This window comes from Mesorhizobium sp. M0029, from assembly GCF_040323735.1.
Taxonomy (GTDB): Bacteria; Pseudomonadota; Alphaproteobacteria; order Rhizobiales; family Rhizobiaceae; genus Mesorhizobium.
In genome coordinates this window covers 379,901-401,552 of the sequence record NZ_JAMYVF010000004.1, presented here as the reverse complement: position 1 = coordinate 401,552, position 21,652 = coordinate 379,901, and the positions used below count along the sequence as shown (strand labels likewise).

The window sequence follows — 21,652 nt, the reverse complement described above, 5'->3', positions numbered from 1 at the left end:
GTTACCGACCTCGCCGGCAGTGTTTGCCAACCTCTCAAGGAGCGGTAGTTCCCATGGCCTCGACGATTTTGGAGATGCGCGACATCACCAAGACCTTCCCCGGCGTGAAGGCGCTGTCGAACGTCAACCTCAGCGTCGAGGAAGGCGAGATCCACGCCGTGGTTGGCGAGAACGGCGCCGGCAAGTCGACGCTGATGAAGGTCCTGTCGGGCGTCTATCCCGCCGGCACCTATGACGGCCAGATCATTTTTCAGGGTCAGGAATGCCAGTTCAAAGGCATTCATGACAGCGAACACAAGGGCATCGTCATCATCCACCAGGAACTTGCTCTGGTGCCGATGCTGTCGATCACCGAAAATATCTTCCTCGGCAACGAAAACGCCCGATACGGCGTCATCGACTGGGATGCCAACGAGGCGCGCACCGCTGCCCTGTTGAAGAAGGTGGGCCTCAAGGAGGACCCCAAGACACTGATCACCAATATCGGCGTCGGCAAGCAGCAGCTGGTCGAGATCGCCAAGGCGCTGAGCAAGGACGTCAAGCTTTTGATCCTCGATGAGCCGACCGCGTCGCTCAGCGAGAAAGACAGCCAGGCGCTGCTCGATCTTCTGCTCGAATTCAAGCGGCAAGGCATGACCTCGATCCTGATCTCGCACAAGCTCAACGAGATCAACCGGGTCGCCGACAAGGTAACCGTCATCCGTGACGGGCGCACCATCGAGACGCTGGCCAAGAAGGATATCTCCGAAGACCGCATCATCACCTCGATGGTCGGCCGTTCGCTAGACGACCGCTATCCGCCGCGCGAGCCCAAGATCGGCGAAGTCGTGTTCGAGGTGAAGAACTGGTCGGTCTATCACCCGCTCCATGCCGAGCGGCAGGTGATCAAGGGCATCGACATCAATGTGCGCAAGGGCGAGGTGGTCGGCATCGCCGGGCTGATGGGCGCCGGCCGCACCGAATTCGCCATGAGCCTGTTCGGCCGCTCCTATGGCCGCCGCATCACCGGCGAAGTGCTGCTCAAGGGCAAGCCGGTCGATGTCTCGTCGGTAAGCAAGGCGGTCCAACACGGCATCGCCTATGTCACCGAGGACCGCAAGACCTACGGCCTCAACCTCATCGACCATATCAAGCATAACATTACGCTGGCCAATCTCGACGGCGTGTCGCGCCACAGCGTGATCGACGACATGCGCGAACTTGCGGTCGCCAACGATTATCGCAAGAAGACCAATATCCGAGCGTCCAGCGTCTATCAGATGACCGGCAATCTTTCCGGCGGCAACCAGCAGAAGGTGGTGCTGTCGAAATGGTTGTTTGCCGACCCTGACGTGCTGATCCTCGACGAGCCGACACGCGGCATCGATGTCGGCGCCAAGTATGAAATCTACACGATCATCGCGCGCCTTGCCTCGGAGGGTAAGGCGATCGTGGTTATCTCGTCGGAAATGCCGGAATTGCTAGGGATTACCGACCGCATCTACGTCATGAACGAAGGGCGCATGGTGGGCGAAATGCCGGCGGCGGAAGCAAGCCAGGAAAAGATAATGCGCGCTATCGTCCGGGGAGAAGGAAAAGCAGCATGAGCACCGAAAGCGCCCCCGCCCCGCAGGGCAACGTCGCCGACGAACAGCGCCCGCGCATCGCCGTCTCGGCGCTGGCGACGAATTTGCGCGAATACGGGCTGATCATAGCCCTGATCGTCATCATGCTGTTCTTTCAGTTCACCACGTCGGGGACGTTGTTCAAGCCGGTCAACCTCAGCAATCTGGTGCAGCAGAACTCCTTCATCATCGTGATGGCGCTGGGCATGCTGCTGGTGATCGTATCGGGCTATATCGACCTCAGCGTCGGATCGGTCGCCGGTTTCATCGGCGCGCTGGCGGCAAACATGATGGTTATCTGGCAGCTCGGACCGCTGAGCAATCCGCTGGTGGTTTCGATCGTCTGCCTGGTCGCGGGTGGCCTGATCGGCGCCGCGCAAGGGTATTGGATCGCCTATCACCGGATACCGAGCTTCATTGTCACGCTGGCCGGAATGCTGATCTTCCGCGGCATTTGCCAGGCGTTGCTTGGCGGCGGCTCGTCGGTTGGTCCGCTTCCCGACGACTTCAAGATGCTCAGCTCCGGCTTCATCCCGGATGTGATCGGCCCACTGACGCTCGTCCCGCCGGTCGTGAACGCAGCCGGCAAGACCATCATGGGCAGCGGCGTGACCCTGCACATGACGACGGTCGTGCTGGGGCTGATCGCCGTGCTCGCCTATGCCTATTTCGGGGTCCGCACCCGGCGCAAACGAGAACGCCATGGTTATGAGGCCGAGCCCTTCACCCTGTTCGTCGTCAAGACGCTGGTCGCCAGCGCGCTGGCGCTGTTCCTGGTCTATGAGTTTGCCAGCTACCGCGGCCTGCCGGTGGTGCTGCTGGTCATGGGCGTGCTGATCACGCTGTTCGTCTTCGTCACCAAGCGCATGACCATCGGGAGGCGCATCTACGCCATGGGCGGCAATCCCAAGGCGGCGCAGCTGTCGGGCATCAACACCGAGCGGCTGACGCTGATGGTGTTCATCAATATGGGCGTGCTGTCGGCGCTTGGCGGCCTGATCATCGCGGCTCGTCTGGGCCAGGCGGTCCCGGCGGCGGGTCTCGGCTCGGAGCTCGACGTCATCGCCGCCGTGTTCATCGGCGGCGCCTCGGCAATGGGCGGCGTCGGCCAGGTCATCGGGGCGGTCGTCGGCGGCTTCATCATGGGCGTGATGAACAACGGCATGTCGATCATGGGCGTCAATGTCGACTGGCAGCAGGTGGTCAAAGGCCTGGTGCTGCTCGGCGCCGTCATCTTCGACGTCTACAACAAGAACAAGGCCTGACAAGCTTCAGGCGAGGCAAGCAGGAGGCATACGATCGCGGCGCAGCCGGCAAATTGTCGGCATAAGAAGTCCCCCGAGGGATCGAGGTCGCGAGCGCAATCCGGACGAAGAGTTCAACCCGTGGCGCGGCTAGGTCCGAGCCGCGCAGGTCAAGGTTTGCCAAGAGGCATCCAAGGCCAAGCACATGAGAGAGGATTTAATCATGCTGATCTCCCAGATCCTCGACGACGCCGAGACCATCCGCGTCGTCGCCCGCAATGGCGGCGGCAAGACCAGGATCATCAACGGCGCCCGCAGCGTCTATTCGCTGGCCATGGAGGCCGCGCGAACCGGCACGGGCCTCGCCGCGCTGATCGAGCGCAAGGGGTTCGGTGAAGCGATAGACCTCGACGCCGTCTACAAGAAGGGCCGGCTGGTGTCGCCGATCAACCATCCCGATCCTGCGCATCTGCATCTGACCGGCACCGGCCTGACCCATCTCGGCTCGGCGGCGACGCGCGATTCCATGCACAAGAAGCTCAGCGATGGCGGCGAGGAGCAGCTTACCGATTCCATGAAGATGTTCCGCATGGGGCTCGAAGGCGGCAAGCCGGCCAAGGGCCAGACCGGCGTGCAGCCGGAATGGTTCTACAAGGGCAACGGCACCATGGCGGTGGCGCCGGGCGCCGCACTGATGTCGCCGGCCTTTGCGCAGGACGCCGGCGAGGAGCCGGAAATCGCCGGCATCTATGTCATCGGCGACGACGGCGCGCCGTTCCGCGTCGGCTTCACGCTGTCGAACGAGTTTTCCGATCATGTTACCGAGCGGGTGAACTATCTGTTTCTGGCACATTCCAAACTGCGCAACGCCTCGTTCGGGCCGGAAATCCTGATCGGCGACCTGCCGGCCGACGTCAGGGGCTCATCGCGAATCTATCGCGACAGCAATTTGCTGTGGGAAAAGCCGTTCCTGTCGGGCGAAGCGAACATGTCGCACACAATCGCCAATCTCGAACATCACCACTTCAAATATTCGGCCTTCCGCCAGCCGGGCGACGTGCATGTGCACATGTTCGGCACGGCGACGCTGTCCTTTGCCGACGGCATCAAGACTCAGGCTGGCGACGTGTTCGAGATCGAGGCCGGGGATTTCGGCCTGCCGCTGCGCAACCCGCTGGAGATTGAGCAGCCGGTGACGGTGGCGGTGAAGGCGCTTTGAGAGCGTAATCTCCCCCCTTGAGGGGGAGATGTCGCCGAAGGCGACAGAGGGGGTCGTTGCGCGTGGAGCGCTAAAGTCTTCCGCGGCTGAGAGGCGCTGGCATTCTATGCGCAGCGACCCCCTCTGGCCTGCCGGCCATCTCCCCCTCAAGGGGGGAGATTGGCAGTTCCAACCTCAATAAATATCGAAATCGAAATACTTGGCCTGGATCTTCTTGTAAGTGCCGTCGGCGACGATGGCGTCTATCGCCGCGTTGAGCTTGTCGCGAAGTGCCGTGTCCTCCAGGCGGACAGCGATGCCGGCTTGCGTCTCGGTGCCCTTGACGTCACCGACAAGCTTGCAGCAGCCGTCGCTCGCCTTCTTCAGCCAGTCCATCAGCACGAACTTGTCGGAGATGACGGCGTCGAGACGGCCGTTCTGCAAGTCGGTGATCGCCTCTTCCTGGGTGGGGTAGAGTTTCGCCTCGGCGCCGGCCTTGCCATAGGCGTCCTGCGCATAGTCGGCCTGGGTGGTCGAGGCCTGCGCGCCCACCGTCTTGCCGGCAAGGGCTGCCGGTTCGGTGGAAGTGAGGTCGCTGTCCTTGGGCGCCACCAGCGCCAGCGGCGTCGTGTAGTATTTGTTGGTGAAGGCGACCTGTTTCTTGCGCTCCTCGGTGATGCTCATCGAGGCGATGATGGCGTCGAACTTTTTCGCCTGCAGCGCCGGGATGATGCCGTCCCAGTCCTGGGTGACGATCTCGCACTCGACCTTCATCTGCGCACACAGCGCATTGGCAATGTCGATGTCGAAGCCCTCGATCTTGCCGTCCGCGGTGATGGTGTTGAAGGGCGGATAAGCGCCCTCGGTGCCGATCTTCAATTTCTCCTGCGCCTCAGCCAGCGAGCCGGCCGATATCACCAGCATGGCAGCGCCCGCTGCCGATATGATCCATCTTGAAATCTGCATTTTGGTTCCCCTTGCGCGCCGTTCTCTTGCCGGCCACCGAAAGGCAGCCAAGCATGGTGAGGCAGCGCAGGCAAGTATTTTGCCTGACGGTGATCGAAGGTTCAGCCGGCGGGGCGGAAATGCTTGGAGAGCTTGAGGCCTTGCGCCTGGTAGTTCGAGCCGAGATCGGTGCCGTAAAGCGCCTGCGGCCGCTGCAGCATGTGTTCGTAGACCAGCCGGCCGACGATCTGGCCGTGGTCGAGGATGAACGGCACTTCGTGGCTGCGCACTTCGAGCACCGCCCGGCTGCCGGTGCCGCCTGAGGCCGAATGGCCGAAGCCCGGATCGAAGAAGCCGGCATAGTGAACACGGAATTCGCCAACCAGCGGATCGAAGGGCGTCATCTCGGCGGCGTAGAGCGGCGGCACGTGCACGGCTTCGCGGCTGACCAGGATGTAGAACTCGTCCGGGTCGAGCACCAGTTCGCCGGCGCCGCTCTTATAGAGCGGCTCCCAGAAATCGGCGGCATCCTGGGCGGCGCGCTTGTCGACATCGATCAAGCCGGTGTGATGCTTGCCGCGATAGCCGACCAGGCCGTTCTGGTCGCCGTCAAGATCGATCGACAGCGCAATGCCGCCGCCGGAAATGTTGGGCGGCTCGGTCGCCACCAGCATCTCGGCGCGGTGCAATTCGTTCAGCTCTGCCTCCGACAACAGCGCGTTGCCGGTGCGAAAGCGGATCTGCGACAGTCTCGATCCAGCGCGTACGACGATCGGGAAGGTGCGCGGACTGACTTCAAGATAAAGCGGTCCGTGATAGCCGGCGGCGATCTTGTCGAACTCATGGCCGCGATCGGTCATCACCCGGGTGAAGATGTCGAGCCGGCCTGTCGAGCTCTTCGGGTTGGCCGAGGCCGACACGTTTGCGGGCAGCGCCAGGCTTTCGAGCAGCGGCACGATGTAGACGCAGCCGGTTTCCAGCACCGCGCCCTCGGCGAGACTGAACTCATGCAATTTCAGCCGGTGAAGCTTGTCGGCCACCAGATGATCGGGACCCGGCAGGAAGGAGGCGCGCACGCGAAAAGCCTTGTCGCCGAGCCTCAGATCGAGGCTCGCCGGCTGCACCTGGTCGACATCGAGCGCGCGCGGCGACTTCAGCGCGCCGGACTGAAACAGCGCGGAAATGTCCTGATCGGGAAGAATGCCTGTCTGCCGCAAAAGGCTGGCTCCGCTCCAAGGTCGGTCTCTTTGTGGCAGGTTCTTGCCGCAAAACCGCTGGATATTATTGCGGAACCTGTCTGGTACAAACCTCTTAATGAAGCCGGCAATTGACGCAAGCGCAGGTGAGGTCTAAAGGGTCGTTATCCCGTGGTGATTTGGCCGGTCGGCTTGCAGCCACGTTAAACAAGTCGCTAAAGGACCGTCGGGCCGCAAGGCCATATGGACCGGTTGCGACTTTCGCGGCCGGTTTTTTTGTGTCTGGAACAAAAGCGATGAGCACCAAGAAGCGTAACTGGAAGCCTCAGACCGCACTCGTGCACGGGGGAACACTGCGTTCCCAGTTCGGCGAGACGTCGGAAGCGATGTATCTCACCCAAGGCTATGTCTATGAAACGGCGCAGGCCGCGGAAGCCCGTTTCAAGGGCGAGGAGCCGGGCTTCATCTATTCGCGCTATGCCAACCCTACCGTCGACATGTTCGAAAAGCGCATGTGCGCGCTGGAGGGTGCCGAAGATGCGCGCGCAACGGCGTCCGGCATGGCGGCGGTGACGGCAGCGCTCCTGTGCAGCGCCAAGGCCGGCGACCATATCGTTGCGGCGCGCGCGCTGTTCGGCTCCTGCCGCTGGGTGGTGGAGACGCTGGCGCCGAAATACGGCATCGAGGCAACGCTGGTCGACGGCACCGACATCGCCAACTGGGAAAAGGCGGTGCGGCCGAACACGAAACTGTTCTTCCTGGAAAGCCCGACCAATCCGACGCTGGAAGTGGTCGACATCGCAGCGGTGGCGGCGCTCGCCACCTCGATCGGCGCCAGGCTGATCGTCGACAATGTCTTTGCCACGCCCTTGCAGCAGAAGCCCTTGCAGCTCGGCGCCCATATCGTCGTCTACTCCGCGACCAAGCACATTGACGGCCAGGGACGCTGTCTCGGCGGCATCATCCTGTCGGACAAGAAATGGATCGACGAGAATTTGCACGACTATTTCCGCCACACCGGCCCGAGCCTGTCGCCGTTCAACGCCTGGACGCTGCTCAAGGGCCTGGAGACGCTGCCGGTTCGGGTGCGCCAGCAGACGGAAAGCGCGGCCAAGATCGCGGATTTCCTGGCAGGACGGCCGGAAATCGCCCGCGTCATCTATCCCGGCCGCGCCGACCACCCGCAGGCCGACATCGTCAAGAAGCAGATGACAGGCGGATCGACGCTGATCTGCCTCGACGTCAAGGGCGGCAAGCAGGCGGCCTTCGCCTTGCAGAACGCGCTCGACATCGTGCTGATCTCCAACAATCTCGGCGACGCCAAGAGCCTGATCACCCATCCGGCGACCACCACGCACAAGAACCTCAGCGACGAAGCTCGCGCCGAGCTCGGCATCGGGCCGGGAACGCTCAGGCTGTCGGTCGGCCTTGAGGACACGGACGATCTGCTGGAGGACGTTGCGCAGGCGCTGAAGGCAGCCGGGTAGGCCGCGAGGCGTCACGCTCCCGACGAAGCCTCTTCCAGCTCGGCTGCCTTGGTGCCGATGATCATGGTGTTGCCGCGCCAGTCGACGGCGCCGCTCAGCCAGCCGCGCGCCCAGATGGCGGGAAGCATCATGTCGCGGACCATCATCGCCGGGACCATGCGCAGCGACAGGTGCCAGCCCTTGGCCGCGGCCAGCGCGCATTCGGGAATGTAGGCCGCCGCCAGCACGGCCAACACCGTGGCCGGCAGGCTGACGCCGGCACTTGCTGCCGCCACCAGCGCCAACGCCAACGGCACGGCGACGCCGGTCAGGATCTCGGGTGCGAAAAACAGCGGGAAGGTGACGCGGCGCAACCGCGCCCAGCGCGCCTGACGCGACCAGATGTCGGCAAGTCGGCGCTGCCCCAGTGGTTGCTCGAAAGGCGAGGCAACGAGATTGACGCGCAGGCCCAGTCCGTTGACCAGCTTGGTCGCAGCAGCATCCTCGGCGATCTCGGCGGCCAGCGCGCGGATACCGCCATTGGTATCGAGCATCGGCTTGTTCCACAGCATGCTCTTGCCCTGGGCAAAGCCGAGGCCAAGCGCCTCGCCGGCATATTGCCAGCGCGCCTGCAGCGTGTTGAGGAACGCGCATTCGACCTCGGCCCAAAAGCCATCCGGCCGAGAGCCGATCGGCGTCGAGCAGATAAGCCCGGTATTGGTCCGCCAGGCTGCCATCAGGTGCTGGACGTAATCCCTTGGCATCAGCACGTTGGAATCCGCCAGAATAACCCAATGATAGCGCGCCGCTTCCCAGCCCTTGACGCAGTTGTTGAGCTTCGGGTTGCTGCTGACGCGGTCGTCGCCGATCAGCAGCCGGGCCGGCACGTTGGGAAACAGGACGATCGCCCTGTTTATCAGTTTGACGACGGGATCGTCGGCGTGAGCGACGCAGAAGATCAGTTCGTAGCGCGGCCAGTCGAGCGAGAAGGCTCGCTGCAGCGTCTCTTGTGTGAACGGCTCCACGCCGCGCGACGGCACGACGATCGAGACCGGTGGCTGCTCGCCGGACGGCGGAGGGATAAGGCGACGCGCTTTCAGCTTCGACGAAGCAAGCAGGATGCTGGCGAGATTGGAAAGAAGCAAAGCGGAGGAAGCGAAAGCGGCTGTGAGAGCTGGTTCCATCGAGATCTGGTCACTCCGGAAAGGCCGCTCGCGGCTGCTTCGTCAGATGGGCCTTGAGTCGCCGGCAAGGTTTGCGCACACCAACATTGTCATGTGTCACTTAAATGACATTGTTTGTCGGCACCTGCGCTTTGAGGCTGGCAGGACATGCCGCTCTGCGCGTATCAAACCGCATAGCGCGACAAATGTTCCTTGCCGCGCAACCGGAGCAGCCCATGTATCGCGCCGTCACGCGCAACATCGAAGTGCAGGTCAGACCGTTCTACCTGGAGGACCGCTCGGACCCGGCGGAGAACCGTTATGTCTGGGGCTACCAGGTGACGATCGACAATCAGTCGGACGATTTCGTGCAGCTTATGTCGCGTTACTGGCACATCACCGACGGCAGCGGCCGGGTCGAGGAAGTGCGCGGCGCCGGCGTGGTCGGCGACCAGCCTGAGCTCAATCCCGGCGACAGCTATCAATACACGTCAGGCTGCCCGCTATCGACGCCGTCCGGCTTCATGGTCGGCCACTACACCATGCGCAACAAAAAGGGCGAGACGTTCGACGTCGATATTCCGGCGTTTTCGCTGGATCTGCCGGGGACGCGGCGGACGGTGAATTAGGGTTTTCTCCCCGCCACTATACGGGGAGAAATGCCCGGCAGGGCGATGAGGGCAGCGCCAGATTCATGAGGTTATCTTCCACGCACATGACGTAGGCTATGCGCGGTTATTCACCAAAGTTCGCGCTGCCCCTCATCCGCCCTTCGGGCACCTTCTCCCCGTGAACGGGGAGAAGGAAAAGACTTCACTGAGCTGCGAATTCCGCCGGGTCGAAGTCGTACTGCTTCGAGCAGAACTCGCAGGCGACGTGGATGCCGCCATCTTCGGTGCTGTCCTTGATCTCCTGCGCGGAAAACCCCTCGAGGATGCCGCGTATCTTGTCCCTTGAGCAGGAACATTGGTCGGCGACCGGCACGCCGCCGAAGACGCGCACGCCATGTTCGTGGAACAGCCTGTAGAGCAGCCGCTCGGCGCCGATGGTCGGGTCGATCAGCTCGGTCGGCTCGATGGTGCCGAGCAGCGCCACCAGCTCGCGCCACGAATTGTCGGCCGGCTCCTGCGTCACGTCACGCGGATCGCCGTCGCCGCCCGGAATGTCGGGCACGCGCATGCGCTCGGGCGACTGCGGCAGGAACTGCGCCAGGATACCGCCGGCGCGCCACTGCTCGCGCGCACCGCCGGGGCCGGGCGTCAGCAGCTTGGCCACCGATAGCCTGAGGTCGGTCGGGATCTGCTCCGACTGGCGGAAATAGGTGCGCGCGGCGTCTTCCAGCGTCTCGCCGTCGAGCTGGACGATGCCCTGATAGCGCTGCGTGTGCGCGCCCTGGTCGATGGTCAGCGCCAAAACGCCGCTGCCCAGCAGCGTCTGCTGCGAGGTCTGGCCTGCGGCCACCAGGGCCTCCAGCCGGTCGGCGTCGAAACGCGCATAGGCGCGCAATGCCGAAGGCGTGCAGAAATCCGCGACCAGCATGTCGACCGGGCCGTCGGTGCGGGTCTGCAGGATGAACTTGCCTTCGAATTTGAGCGAGGTGCCGAGCAGCACCGTCAGCACACAGGCTTCCGCGAGCAGGCGGGCGACCGGCTCGGGATAGTCGTGACGGTTGAGGATGGCGTCGAGCATCGGCCCGAGTTGCACGGTGCGGCCGCGCACGTCGAGCGGGCCGACCTCGAAGGGTACGACATGATCGTCGCCGGCATAGCCGAACTCGCCGAGTTTGGGGTGATGTTCAGTCACTTGATGCGTTTCCAACATGACAAAGCTCCAGGGCGCGGCCATGCGGCCCGGAGGGGTGCATGCGTCCAAACGCGCTTGATTTGCGTGATGGGGCGCAAATAGGCATCGCGCCGCCCCGGATCAAGCGCTTGGAGATCAAGCGCCTGGAGATCAAGCGCCCAGACACCAGGCCAAAACCGCCTTCTGGGCGTGGAGCCGGTTCTCGGCTTCGTCGAAGACCACCGAATGCGGACCGTCGATGACCTCGTCGGTGACTTCCTCGCCGCGATGCGCCGGCAGGCAGTGCATGAACAGGGCGTCGGGCTTGGCCCTCGCCATCAGCGCCGCATTGACCTGATAGGGCGAGAAGACATTATGGCCGCGGGCGCGGTGTTCCTGGCCCATCGACACCCAGCAGTCGGTGACGATGCAGTCGGCCTGGTCGACGGCCTCTTCGGGCGAGCGGGTGAAGTGCAGCTTGCCGCCATTGGTCTTCGACCAGTCGATGTGCTTCTGCGCCGGCTCGCTGCCTTCCGGCACTGCGACGTTCAGGTTGAAGCGGAACCGCGCCGAGGCCTCGAGCAGCGAATGCAGCACGTTGTTGCCGTCGCCGGTCCAGGCGATGGTCTTGCCGGCAACCGGACCGCGATGCTCCTCGAAGGTCATGATGTCGGCCATCAGCTGACAGGGATGGGTGTCGTCGGTCAGCCCGTTGATGACCGGAATCGTGGCATTCTCGGTCAGCTCGAGCAGCCGCTCATGCGACGTGGTGCGGATCATGATGGCGTCCACATAGCGCGACAGCACCTTGGCGGTGTCGGCAATGGTCTCGGAGCGGCCGAGCTGCATTTCGGTGCCGGTCAGCATGATGGTCTCGCCGCCGAGCTGTCGCATGCCGACGTCGAAGGACACGCGCGTGCGCGTCGACGGCTTGTCGAAGATCATGGCCAGCACCTTGCCTTCGAGCGGTTTGGTCCGTTCGCCGGCCTTGAGGCGCGCCTTGCGCACCACCGCATCGTCCAGCATCAGGCGCAGATCGCCTTCGGAAACGGCGGAAAGATCGGTGAAATGGCGAAGGCTCATCGGGAATGGTTCTCGGGATTACTTCGCGGCGGCCGCGGCGATGGCGTCGGTCAGGCCCTTGGCGCCGGCGCGGATGCGATCGAGCGCTTCGCCGATCTCGACGTCGGTGACGGTCAGCGGCGGCAGCAGACGAATGACGTTGTCGCCTGCCGGCACCGCCAGCAGATGCTGGTCGCGCAGCGCCATGTTGACCTTGGTGTTGGGCATGGCGCATTTGAGGCCAAGCATCAGGCCGCTGCCCCTGATGCCTTCGATGACATCGGGAAATTCGTCGGCGACCGCCGCCAGGCCCTGCTTCATCAGCAATGCCTTGCGCTGGACGTCTTCGAGGAAGCCGTCTTCCAGCACGACGTCGAGCACAGCGTTGCCGACCGCCATGGCCAGCGGATTGCCGCCGAAAGTGGTGCCATGCACGCCTGCCGTCATGCCGACGACAGCGTCGTCGGTGGCGAGGCACGCGCCCATCGGGAAGCCGCCGCCAATGCCCTTGGCAATCGCCATGATGTCTGGCGTCACGCCGGTCCATTCATGCGCGAACAGCTTTCCGGTGCGACCGATACCGCACTGGACCTCATCGAAGATCAGCAGCAGGCCATGCTGGTCGCAGAGCTGCCGCAGCCGCTTCAAGGATTGCGTCGGCACCGGGCGGATGCCGCCCTCGCCCTGTACCGGTTCGATCAGGATCGCGGCGGTCTCTGGTGTGATCGCCTTCTCGGCGGCGTCGATGTCGTCGAAGCCGACCTGGTCGAAGCCTTCGACCTTGGGGCCGAAGCCTTCGAGATATTTGTACTGGCCGCCGGCGGCGATGGTCGCCAGCGTGCGGCCGTGGAAGGCGCCTTCGAAGGTAATGACCCGGAAGCGCTCGGGATGGCCCTTGACGAACTGGTAGCGCCGCGCCGTCTTGATCGCGCATTCGAGCGCCTCGGCGCCGGAATTGGTGAAGAACACCTTGTCGCCGAAGGTGGCGTCAGCCAGCCGCTCGCCGAGCCGGGCCTGCCCCGGGATCTCGTAGAGATTGGAGACGTGCCAGAGCTTGGCCGCCTGTTCGGTCAGCGCCGAGACCAGATGCGGATGGCTGTGGCCCAACGAATTGACCGCGATGCCGCCAGCGAAATCGAGATATCGCTCGCCCTTGTCGGTAACCAGCCAGGTGCCTTCGCCATGGTCGAAGGCCAAAGGGGCGCGGGCAAAGGTCTCGTAAAGCGCCGAACCGCTCATTATATGCGTCTCCGGTACCGGAAAAATCAAAAAAGCCGCCAAAGCGGCGGCCTTTGCGGCTTATCGTGTTTTTCGGCCATGAAGTCAACGAAAACGTCGCGCAGAGGCGCGCGGCAAGCTCCCGACGAGACGCCGGCTCATAAGCGACCGGGCAAGTTGGGGAAAACCTAAAAAACCGATTCGTGTTGCACCTGGGACTCTTGTCACCGAGTCAACACATGAGGTAATTGTAGTCGGGAAATAACTAGATTTCGTGCGGCGGACCTAATCACCTAATATATGTGGTGTCTGCCCCGGCAAAGATTGCCGGGTCGGGAATGGATTCCGGCTGCCGCACACTTAGCAGGAGCGCGGTCTCATGAACTGGACTGACGAGCGGGTCGAACTTCTCAGGAAACTGTGGTCGGAGGGCTTGAGCGCAAGCCAGATCGCCGCACAACTCGGCGGGGTCAGCCGCAACGCGGTCATCGGCAAGGTGCACCGGCTGAAGCTGTCGGGCCGCGGACGCTCGACCGCGACGCCGGCGCGTCAGAAGAAGACAACGCAGGGATCTTCGATCCAGAAATCGGTGCCGCGCGCCGCAACCGCGCAGCGCCATGTCACGACGTCGATCGGGGCGAACGCGCTGCAGGCGCAGTTCGACGCCGAGCCAGTGCCGCGCCACTACATCCGCCCGGTCGAAAACGTCGTCGTGCCGATCTCGCGGCATCTGCAGCTCACCGATCTCACCGAGCGCACCTGCAAATGGCCGAATGGCGACCCGCTGTCGGAAGACTTCAACTTCTGCGGCAACGAGGCGGCTGAAACCGGACCTTACTGCAAGTACCACGCAAGGGTTGCGTTCCAGCCGGCTTCAGAGCGGCGCAGGAGCCGGTAGTTAGGAATAGGGATTGGGGACTGGGCAGTAGGGAATGGGAGAGCGCTCGTGAGGCGCTACCTTATTCTGCCTACTGCCTACTGCCTACTGCCTACTGCCTACTGCCTACTGCCTACTGCCTACTGCCTACTGCCTACTGCCTACTGCCTACCATCACAGCCACCCACTCTTTCGAAATCGCCAATACAAAAACGAGCAGATCAGCGCAATCGAGACCAATACGACGGGATAGCCGTATTGCATCTTCAGTTCCGGCATGTCGTCGAAATTCATGCCGTAAATGCCGGCGAGCGCCGTCGGCACCGCCAGGATCGCCGCCCATGAGGCCAGCTTCTTGGTGTTCGCGGTTTCCTGGCTCTGGCCGACCAGCAGGCTGGCTTCGAAAGCGAACGCCAGAACCTCGCGCAGGCTGTCGATCTTTTCCTGCACGGTGCGGATATGGTCGGTGACATCGCGAAACAGCGGATGCATTGCGGTATGGATCTGCGGCAGTTCGGCGCTGGTCAGCCGGCGGCAGACCTCGACCAGCGGCAGCGCCGCATTGCGCAGGCGCAACAGATCGCGGCGCAGCATATAGAGCCGCTCGATGTCAGGACCGGTCATCGGCTTCAGCAGCACCCTGTCCTCGATCGCCTCGACCTCGTCCTCGATCTGCTCTAGCACCGGCATGTAGTTGTCGACGATGAAGTCGAGGATGGCGTAGAGGACGAAATCCTCGCCCTTGGCCAGTGAGTGCGGACAGCTTTCCCAGTGCTGGCGCACGGCGGCGTATGAGGTCGAGGGACCATGCCTGACGCTGACGATATAGCCTGAGCCGACGAACAGATGCGTCTCGCCGAAGGTGACGCGTCCGTCGATCAGCTGTGCAGTGCGGGCAACGATGAACAACGCATCGCCATATTGCTCGATCTTCGGCCGCTGGTGCGGATGTTCGGCGTCTTCGATCGCCAGTTCGTGCAGATGAAATTGCGCCTTGACGCGCAGCAGAAGCTCGCGGTCGGGTTCGAGCAGCCCGATCCAGACGACATGGCCCGACTTCTTGGCCCATTCGCCGGCTTCCTCGATCGGTATGTCGGCGATGCGCTTGCCGGCGGTGTAGACGCTCGACGCGATGATGCCGGACGATGCCGGCGCCGGCTTGAACTCTCGGACATATTCCATCGCAGCCTCCTGAGCGCCTGGCCTTGGCCAGGAACCGAGACGCTAACATCCGGGCAGTTTAGCGCAATATGATTAAGCGTTCGAGGGGCGCGCGATCACTTCACCGGCAGCGCCGGCAGGGCAACCTTGTCGGTCTTGTCGCCCTTTGGACGCTCGGCCGGCAACTGCTCGCCGGTGACGATGTAGTAGATCGTCTCGGCAATGTTGGTGGCGTGGTCGCCGATGCGCTCGATGTTCTTGGCGCAAAACAGCAGATGCGTGCACGGCGTGATGTTGCGCGGATCTTCCATCATGTAGGTCAAAAGCTCGCGAAACAGCGAGGTGTACATGGCGTCGATCTGGTCGTCGCGGTCGCGAACGAAGCCTATTTTCTCGACCGAGCGCGAGGCATAGACGTCGAGCACTTCCTTGAGCTGGGTCAAAGCGAGTTCGGCCAGCGCCTCGAGGCCGCGAAACAGGCTGGTCGGCTGGCGGCCGTCAATGACGCTGACCACACGCTTGGCGACGTTCTTGGCGAGGTCACCGACCCGTTCGAGGTCGGCCGAAATGCGGATGGCGCCGACGATCTCGCGCAGATCCGTCGCCATGGGCTGGCGCTTGGCGATGATGACGATGGCTTTGTCGTCGATTTCGCGCTGGCCATCGTCAAGCACGATGTCGTCACGAATGACCTTCTGGGCGAGGCCGGGATCGGCATTGACCAGCGCCTGGATCGCCTGCTCGACCATGCGCTCGGCATGGCCGCCCATCGCAGCGATGCGCTTCGCCAGGTATTTCAGCTCTTCGTCATAGGCGCTGACAATGTGTACGGACTGCATGGGCGAAATGCCTTCCTTAAATCTTTGGCCTTTTGAGTCGTTTTCCTCGACCCTGTGCTGATACGCTAGCCGGATGACAGAAAGAAGAAACAGGCAGTTAGCAGATAGTACCGCCTCAGCCTGCCGGCAAATGGACCGTGAACGCCGCGCCCTTGCCAACTTCCGACTTGATCGAAAGCCCGGCGTTGTGGCGCGTCAGAATATGCTTGACGATGGACAGGCCAAGACCGGTGCCTTTCTGCGTGCGGCTGCTCTCCACGTCGACGCGATAGAAGCGCTCGGTAATGCGCGGTATGTGCTCTTCCGGGATGCCCGGGCCATAGTCCCTGATGGTGACATCGATGCCCGGTTCCGGGCCGGCCTCGCCCCGCGCGATCGACACCGTGACGCGTCCGCCAGGCTGGCCGTATTTGCAGGCGTTTTCCAAGAGATTCTCGAACACCTGGAACAGCTCGTCGCGGTCTCCGGGCACGTCGAGCGGCCCCTCGGCGTAGTCGCGTTCGATGACGACGCCGTTCTCGCTGGCGAGCGGGCCTAGTGAATCGATGACGCTGTTGATGGTCTGGCGCAGATCGACCTCGGTTCCCGGCCTCAGGTAAGGCTTCATTTCAAGCCGCGACAGCGACAGGAGATCGTCGATGAGGCGCGCCATGCGGCCGGTCTGGTTCTGCATGATCTGCAGGAACTGCTCGCGCGCCGCCTGATCGTTGCGGGCCGGGCCGCGCAACGTCTCGATGAAGCCCGAGATTGAAGCCAGCGGGGTGCGCAACTCGTGGCTGGCATTGGCTATGAAGTCAGCGCGCATGCGGTCGATGCGGCGCGTCTCACTCTGGTCCTTGAATACCAGCACATAGAGATCGGTGGCGTGGCCGACCGAGGACGCGCTGACCCGGTAGGCGCGTTCCACCGGCAGCTTCTCGGTGTAGTCGACGGCATCGGAGGCGACGGCTCCCGACAGTACGCCGTCCAGCAATGCCTGCATTTCCGGCGCGCGGAATTTTAGCGACAGCGACAGGCCGGGCGCGATGCCGCCAAAGGCGGCATAGGCGGCGGCATTGGCGTGGACGATGGTGGCGGTGCGGTCGAAGATGATCAGCGGATCGGCAACGGCAGCCGCAAGATATTCGCCGGAAAGCCGCTGCAGCCCGCTCGCCTCGACCGTGGTAATGGTCTCAGCAGACCGGCTGGCGCCACCGGTTGGCAGAAGCGCGGCGGCCAGCAGCACCGTCAACGCAGCCAGGACGACATAGGCGGAGATACCGGCAAACCCATAAACGGCCATGATGGCGATCGCACCGGCGGCAAGCAGCCATCGGCTGTTCCACAGCCGGCCGGCGACGGCCTGCCCCGTGGTTGTCCGCTCTGCGCCGGTGTCAGCCATTCGTGCTTTCCGTGCTTCTGCGCCGGTCCCGCCGAAACTTCCGCTGGACCGGGTTTGAGGCCCCCCATAGCATGAGTCCGCAAGCTGGAAAGGTTCGTCTCGATGAAAAAAGCCAAGGAAAGTCCCGCCGCAGAGCCGGCAAAGGGGCCGCTGAAGATCAAGGTGGACGGCAAGGAGCGGGAGTTCGACATCGAAAACCCCGAGCTTCCCAGCTGGATCGAGGACCACAAACTGACCGCAGGCGACTACCCCTACGACAAGAAAATGAAGAGCGAGGAGTATGACGAGACGCTGGAGCGGCTGCAGATCGAACTGGTCAAGGCGCAGGCCTGGCTGCAGGCGACCGGCAGCAGAGTGATGTCGCTGTTCGAGGGGCGCGATGCCGCCGGCAAGGGCGGCACCATCTCGGTGCTGCGCCAGTATCTCAATCCTCGAACCGCGCGCAACGTGGCGCTGACCAAGCCGACCCCAACCGAAGTCGGGCAATGGTACTACCAGCGCTACGTCGCCCATTTCCCGACATCGGGCGAATTCGTCACCTTCGACCGGTCCTGGTACAACCGCGGCGGCGTCGAGCCGGTGATGGGCTTCTGCACACCGGAACAGCATGCAAAATTCCTCGACGAGACGCCGCATTTCGAGCGGATGATCTCCAATGAGGGCATCTATTTCTTCAAATTCTGGCTCAACATCGGCCGCGAGACCCAGCTCGAACGGTTTCACGACCGCCGCTGGTCGCCGCTGAAGAACTGGAAGTTCTCGCCGATCGATATTGCCGGCATCACCAAATGGGACGACTACACCAAGGCGCGCGACCAGATGGTCGAGCGCACGCACAAACAGTTCGCGCCCTGGATCATCGTGCGGGCCAATGACAAGCGACGCTCGCGGCTGGCCGTCATGCGGCGCATCCTGTTGTCACTGCCCTATGATGGGCGCGATCTCGACGCCATCGGCAAGGAAGATAAGAAGATCGTCGGCGAAGGGCCGTCGTTTCTCGAGAAGTAGAGACTGGCCTCGATAGGCAGAGGCTGAAATTACAGAGCCCACCCCCACACGGAGGTGGGCTCTGTGGCCATTGTCTAAAGCGCATCGCATTTGAACGGATTCACGCGACGCGCTTTAGGTCTTTGTTTCATGCATGTCGTTCTCTCAAAACCGGGGCCACTTTGAGCGACATGCATTAAAGCGCGTCGGGTGAAGACAGTCTCACGACGCCTGCCGCATGCCGAGCATGTGGGGGGTGCCCCTGGCCAACACCGGGGCGTGATGGTTGCGGCGCGAGCGCACGACATCCAGCGTATGCTCGTTGAAGGTCAGCAGTGTGGCGACGACCTGCTGGTTGCCATAGGTGCGCTGGTAACCGAGCGGCGTCGCCAGGAAGTGCAACTGCAGCGTCCGCAGCACCCACACCGGCTCGACCTCGATAATGACCTGATCGACATTGCGAGCAAGGCCCCATTCGACGAAGCCGGCGATCAGTTCGGTGCCGACCGTAGACACGCCGCGCTTGCCATCGCGAAAGCCTGGCGCCACCGCGTAACGGGTTAGCTCCCAGACATTCGGTCCCGAAGGGCGCTTTCCCTCGCAGAGTTCCGGCATCACATCGCTAAGGAGATGCGGCCGTGTGGTCGGCAGCATCCGATGATAGCCTGCAAGCTCGCCATTGCGTATGACAAGGTGGTGTTCGGCCTCATCATGGTCGAATTGATCGATTTCGAGGCCGTCCGGGCGATCGAGATCGGTCCACCGCATCTCATCGACGAAGACCTTGTAACGCAGGCGATGGACGGCCTCCCATAGGTCGGGACGTTCCATCAGTTGTTGAGTGGTAAGGGAAAATAGCATTAGCCGTCTCCTGGGCTTAAGAGGAAGATACGGCCGGGCTTTCCCGAAAAAATTGCGCGAAGGTGTTGGCAAGGATTTCCAGGCTGCCACAGCCGACATGGCTAATATAGCTGCGTCTAAACGCCTCCGCGATGGCGTGCGCCCTGTTGGCGACGCCGAGTCTGCTTTTGGCGTTAAGAAAGCATTAGCCGTCTCAAGAGGACGACAGGGGCCGGTCTTTTCTGAAGATATGACGCCAACAATGCGGCCATAAATTTCGGGCCGCCAGAACCGGCCTAGCTGATATAGCCGTGCCTGACTGCTTCGGCGACTGCCTGCACACGGTTGGCGGCGCCTAGTTTGCTCTTGGCGTTGAGAAGGTGTTTCTCAGAGGTATGCTCCGAGATGCCGAGGATCTGCGAAATCTCCCACTCGGATTTTCCGACCGCCGCCCATTGCAGGCATTCGCGCTCGCGCGGCGTCAATTCAATGTGATCGATAGATTTGCCGGCCGTCGTTTGAAGCTGCATGGCGCGGCCGATGGCATAGGTGGAGGCCAGCGAGACCATTGCGAATTCGGCTTCGGACAGTTCGACCGCCTCACCGCCCAGCGAGACCAGCGCGATCTGGCCTTCGAGCGTGATCAGCGGGAAGGCGAGGCCGTCACGCAGCTTGAACTGGCGGGCGTCGCGCATTACCTCGGCGCTGCTCTTGTCGGCGGGCATGCTTTGAACGGCATCGCGCCATTGGAATGGCGCCCGAAACTGCTTCAAATGGCTGACGACCGGATCGTGGTCGACGTAGTTGCGCGATAAGTAACGCTCCAGCCATTCGCTAGGCCAATCGCAGAGCAGCACATGGTCCTTCGTCTGGCTGCTTGGTGTACCGGGCTGCGGCACCGTTGCGGCTATCAGGGCCGTCAATCCGAAATTCGAGGTGACACTAAGTAGCTGCTCGCACACCGCAGCCGACGTGTCGGCACGCTGCACCCGGTCAATATATTCAAGTGTCCGGTCAAAATAACCCATCGCAACATCTACCCCATGTTGCCTACCGCTCTTGAGACCGATGCTACGTGCCTGCCCCGCACTTAGCCATCAACCCCGGATTGCAAAGCCACATCCTTAGCTTTTCTAACGGCAGCGACCGCCAACCCCAGGCCGACTCTGTGCGGCTATTTGCAACCTCGCCAAAGCATAACCCGAAATTTGCCCTTTGAAATCAAAAACAATTGTGCCTGCGCCGTTTTCGTATCACAAGCCAACGGCCAAGACGGGCGGAGTTTTTTGTGACATCACGCTGGATAACCATCGCCTTGCTGTCGATGCTGATCGGAGTGCAGCCGTTTGCCGGCGCTGTGCGGGCAGCGGAACCGCAGGTGCCGGTGCTTTGGGATGCCAAGGAGCGGCTGCCGAAGCCGGACCTTTCGGCGCTGCCGAGGCTCAGGTTCCTCACCACAACCGATTTCCCGCCCTTCAATTTTCTCGACGGCACGGGCCGACTGTCCGGCTTCCACATCGACCTGGCGCGGGCGATTTGCGCCGAACTCGACATCGCCGACAAATGCCAGATCCAGGCGCTGCCCTGGGCCGAACTCGACGACGCGTTGCAGAAGGGCGAAGGCGAGGCGATCATCGCCGGCATCGCCGCCAGGCCGGAGACGCGGGCGAAGTACAGCTTTTCGCGCTCCTATCTACAGTTTCCGGCGCGCTTCATCATGCCGAAGACCAAGGCCTTCGCCGAGCCGATCCTCGACAAATTGCGCTCGAAGCGGGTCGGCGTGCTGGCCGGCTCGGCGCATGAAAAGATGCTGCGCGATTATTTCGGCACCGTGCAGATCATCCGCTTCGACCGGCCGGAAGACCTCTACAGCGACTTGAAGAGCGCCAAGATCGATGCCGCCTTCGGCGACGGCATGCGCTTTTCCTTCTGGCTGGGCGGCACGGACGCCGCCGGTTGCTGCCGCTTCGCCGGTGGACCCTACCTGGCGCCGGAATATCTGGGGTCCGGCATGACCATTGCCACCCGGGCCAGCGACCCAGCGCTGGCCGCAGCCATGGACTACGCGCTGCAGGAGATATCGGTGAAAGGCACCTTCGCCGAATTCTACCTGCGCTATTTCCCGGTCAGTTTCTTCTGATCCGGTTCTCGGTCCAGCTTTTTCTGATCCGGCCCCGGTCAGCTTCCTCTACGGGCTGGATCAGGTCAGCGTGCGCAGGCGGGCCTTCGCCCCGCGCGCGATGGCCGCGGCGGTCAGCGTGTCGAGATCGAGCTCACGCCGGATCAACTGCAGCACCCGCAATTCCTCCATGCGCATTTCGAGATCGACGGCGGCAACTTCGAAGGCGACGGCATAAGCGGTGTCGTGCAGCCGTTCGGGCAAAGTCTCGGCGACACGCTCGAGCACGCCTTCCAATCCATCCTTTTCATGCAGCATCTTCTGGCAGTCCTGCGCAATGGCGATCAGCCTGTCCTGCTTGAAATCCTCGAACACCGGCCAGCTGCGGACGACGTCGCCGATGCGCGCCAGTTCGATATCGGTCATGTCGCGATCGGAAGCCGAGGTGATGACCATCAGGTAGATCAGGGCTTCATGGGTGGACGGCAACGGCATTCAAAACTCCTTGATAGTGATGGTCGAAGGTAGGGACGCTACGGCGCCGTCGCAACGAAAACGCCTGATATCGTT

General features: G+C 62.5%; 20 protein-coding genes and 1 riboswitch. Of the genes, 8 read left to right on the top strand and 12 right to left on the bottom strand.

What is annotated here, in order from left to right:
* Positions 1 to 53: 53 nt before the first annotated feature.
* The 3 genes from mmsA to araD1 all read left to right on the top strand — a co-directional run bounded on the left by mmsA (position 54) and on the right by araD1 (position 4,067).
* Positions 54 to 1,586 (top strand): multiple monosaccharide ABC transporter ATP-binding protein, encoded by a 1,533-nt coding sequence (gene mmsA, locus NKJ76_RS10045; RefSeq protein ID WP_023696689.1) that lies wholly within the window; start codon positions 54 to 56, stop codon positions 1,584 to 1,586.
* Positions 1,583 to 2,869 (top strand): multiple monosaccharide ABC transporter permease, encoded by a 1,287-nt coding sequence (gene mmsB / locus NKJ76_RS10040; RefSeq protein ID WP_023669637.1) that lies wholly within the window; start codon positions 1,583 to 1,585, stop codon positions 2,867 to 2,869. Before mmsA ends, mmsB begins: the two co-directional genes overlap by 4 nt.
* Positions 2,870 to 3,071: 202 nt before the next feature.
* The gene (araD1, locus tag NKJ76_RS10035) at positions 3,072 to 4,067 is read left to right on the top strand and encodes an AraD1 family protein (RefSeq protein WP_352459172.1); all 996 of its coding nucleotides are present in this window, start codon (positions 3,072 to 3,074) and stop codon (positions 4,065 to 4,067) included.
* A 174-nt stretch (positions 4,068 to 4,241) separates the two neighbouring features.
* Here araD1 and NKJ76_RS10030 read toward each other — a convergent pair whose 3' ends face one another.
* Together NKJ76_RS10030 and NKJ76_RS10025 are read right to left on the bottom strand one after the other, a co-directional pair.
* The gene (locus NKJ76_RS10030) at positions 4,242 to 5,012 is read right to left on the bottom strand and encodes an ABC transporter substrate-binding protein (protein WP_023688688.1); all 771 of its coding nucleotides are present in this window, start codon (positions 5,010 to 5,012) and stop codon (positions 4,242 to 4,244) included.
* Positions 5,013 to 5,113: 101 nt separating this feature from the next.
* Positions 5,114 to 6,208, bottom strand: a complete 1,095-nt coding sequence (locus NKJ76_RS10025) for a 2'-deoxycytidine 5'-triphosphate deaminase (protein ID WP_352459173.1) — start codon at positions 6,206 to 6,208, stop codon at positions 5,114 to 5,116.
* A gap of 140 nt (positions 6,209 to 6,348) precedes the next feature.
* Positions 6,349 to 6,426, top strand: a riboswitch (SAM riboswitch).
* 57 nt (positions 6,427 to 6,483) lie between these two features.
* On the opposite strand from NKJ76_RS10025, the gene NKJ76_RS10020 reads away from it, so the two are divergent.
* Complete coding sequence (locus tag NKJ76_RS10020; protein WP_023669633.1) at positions 6,484 to 7,674, top strand: O-succinylhomoserine sulfhydrylase; 1,191 nt, start codon at positions 6,484 to 6,486, stop codon at positions 7,672 to 7,674.
* A gap of 11 nt (positions 7,675 to 7,685) precedes the next feature.
* Here NKJ76_RS10020 and NKJ76_RS10015 read toward each other — a convergent pair whose 3' ends face one another.
* Complete coding sequence (locus tag NKJ76_RS10015; protein WP_352537318.1) at positions 7,686 to 8,837, bottom strand: ceramide glucosyltransferase; 1,152 nt, start codon at positions 8,835 to 8,837, stop codon at positions 7,686 to 7,688.
* 215 nt (positions 8,838 to 9,052) lie between these two features.
* On the opposite strand from NKJ76_RS10015, the gene apaG reads away from it, so the two are divergent.
* Positions 9,053 to 9,445, top strand: coding sequence for a Co2+/Mg2+ efflux facilitator ApaG/CorD (gene apaG / locus NKJ76_RS10010; protein ID WP_352537317.1), 393 nt, complete (start codon positions 9,053 to 9,055; stop codon positions 9,443 to 9,445).
* Positions 9,446 to 9,629: 184 nt separating this feature from the next.
* Here apaG and NKJ76_RS10005 read toward each other — a convergent pair whose 3' ends face one another.
* From NKJ76_RS10005 to NKJ76_RS09995, 3 genes are all read right to left on the bottom strand, one after another.
* Positions 9,630 to 10,661: an Hsp33 family molecular chaperone gene (locus NKJ76_RS10005; protein WP_352537316.1), complete on the bottom strand. Its 1,032-nt coding sequence runs from the start codon at positions 10,659 to 10,661 to the stop codon at positions 9,630 to 9,632.
* 108 nt (positions 10,662 to 10,769) lie between these two features.
* Complete coding sequence (gene argF / locus NKJ76_RS10000; RefSeq protein ID WP_023681949.1) at positions 10,770 to 11,681, bottom strand: ornithine carbamoyltransferase; 912 nt, start codon at positions 11,679 to 11,681, stop codon at positions 10,770 to 10,772.
* An 18-nt stretch (positions 11,682 to 11,699) separates the two neighbouring features.
* Positions 11,700 to 12,899 (bottom strand): aspartate aminotransferase family protein, encoded by a 1,200-nt coding sequence (locus NKJ76_RS09995; RefSeq protein WP_352537315.1) that lies wholly within the window; start codon positions 12,897 to 12,899, stop codon positions 11,700 to 11,702.
* A 358-nt stretch (positions 12,900 to 13,257) separates the two neighbouring features.
* Between NKJ76_RS09995 and NKJ76_RS09990 the strand changes: the two genes are divergently transcribed.
* Entirely contained in the window at positions 13,258 to 13,776 is a 519-nt protein-coding gene (locus tag NKJ76_RS09990) for a GcrA family cell cycle regulator (protein ID WP_352537314.1), read from the top strand.
* Positions 13,777 to 13,929: 153 nt separating this feature from the next.
* Here the strand turns inward: NKJ76_RS09990 and NKJ76_RS09985 are convergent, their stop codons facing one another.
* The 3 genes from NKJ76_RS09985 to NKJ76_RS09975 all read right to left on the bottom strand — a co-directional run bounded on the left by NKJ76_RS09985 (position 13,930) and on the right by NKJ76_RS09975 (position 17,136).
* Positions 13,930 to 14,937 carry a magnesium and cobalt transport protein CorA gene (locus NKJ76_RS09985; RefSeq protein WP_023692534.1) on the bottom strand — a complete coding sequence of 336 codons (1,008 nt, stop codon included), beginning with the start codon at positions 14,935 to 14,937 and terminating at the stop codon, positions 13,930 to 13,932.
* Between the two features lie 95 nt (positions 14,938 to 15,032).
* Positions 15,033 to 15,755, bottom strand: coding sequence for a phosphate signaling complex protein PhoU (gene phoU, locus NKJ76_RS09980; protein ID WP_023692535.1), 723 nt, complete (start codon positions 15,753 to 15,755; stop codon positions 15,033 to 15,035).
* A gap of 115 nt (positions 15,756 to 15,870) precedes the next feature.
* A complete protein-coding gene (locus NKJ76_RS09975) occupies positions 15,871 to 17,136 on the bottom strand; it encodes an ATP-binding protein (protein ID WP_352537313.1) in 1,266 nt (421 codons plus the stop codon).
* A 102-nt stretch (positions 17,137 to 17,238) separates the two neighbouring features.
* Here NKJ76_RS09975 and ppk2 point away from each other — a divergent pair, with 102 nt between their 5' ends.
* Positions 17,239 to 18,144 carry a polyphosphate kinase 2 gene (ppk2, locus tag NKJ76_RS09970; protein WP_023669623.1) on the top strand — a complete coding sequence of 302 codons (906 nt, stop codon included), beginning with the start codon at positions 17,239 to 17,241 and terminating at the stop codon, positions 18,142 to 18,144.
* Positions 18,145 to 18,345: 201 nt separating this feature from the next.
* Here the strand turns inward: ppk2 and NKJ76_RS09965 are convergent, their stop codons facing one another.
* Both NKJ76_RS09965 and NKJ76_RS09960 read right to left on the bottom strand, forming a co-directional pair.
* On the bottom strand, positions 18,346 to 18,984 hold the full coding sequence (locus tag NKJ76_RS09965; protein ID WP_023681954.1) for an acyl-homoserine-lactone synthase: 639 nt from the start codon (positions 18,982 to 18,984) through the stop codon (positions 18,346 to 18,348).
* Positions 18,985 to 19,259: 275 nt separating this feature from the next.
* On the bottom strand, positions 19,260 to 19,991 hold the full coding sequence (locus tag NKJ76_RS09960) for a helix-turn-helix transcriptional regulator (protein ID WP_023669621.1): 732 nt from the start codon (positions 19,989 to 19,991) through the stop codon (positions 19,260 to 19,262).
* Between the two features lie 296 nt (positions 19,992 to 20,287).
* Here NKJ76_RS09960 and NKJ76_RS09955 point away from each other — a divergent pair, with 296 nt between their 5' ends.
* Positions 20,288 to 21,103: an ABC transporter substrate-binding protein gene (locus tag NKJ76_RS09955; RefSeq protein WP_502902287.1), complete on the top strand. Its 816-nt coding sequence runs from the start codon at positions 20,288 to 20,290 to the stop codon at positions 21,101 to 21,103.
* A 60-nt stretch (positions 21,104 to 21,163) separates the two neighbouring features.
* Here NKJ76_RS09955 and NKJ76_RS09950 read toward each other — a convergent pair whose 3' ends face one another.
* The gene (locus tag NKJ76_RS09950) at positions 21,164 to 21,577 is read right to left on the bottom strand and encodes a tellurite resistance TerB family protein (RefSeq protein WP_023818790.1); all 414 of its coding nucleotides are present in this window, start codon (positions 21,575 to 21,577) and stop codon (positions 21,164 to 21,166) included.
* Positions 21,578 to 21,652: the final 75 nt, after the last annotated feature.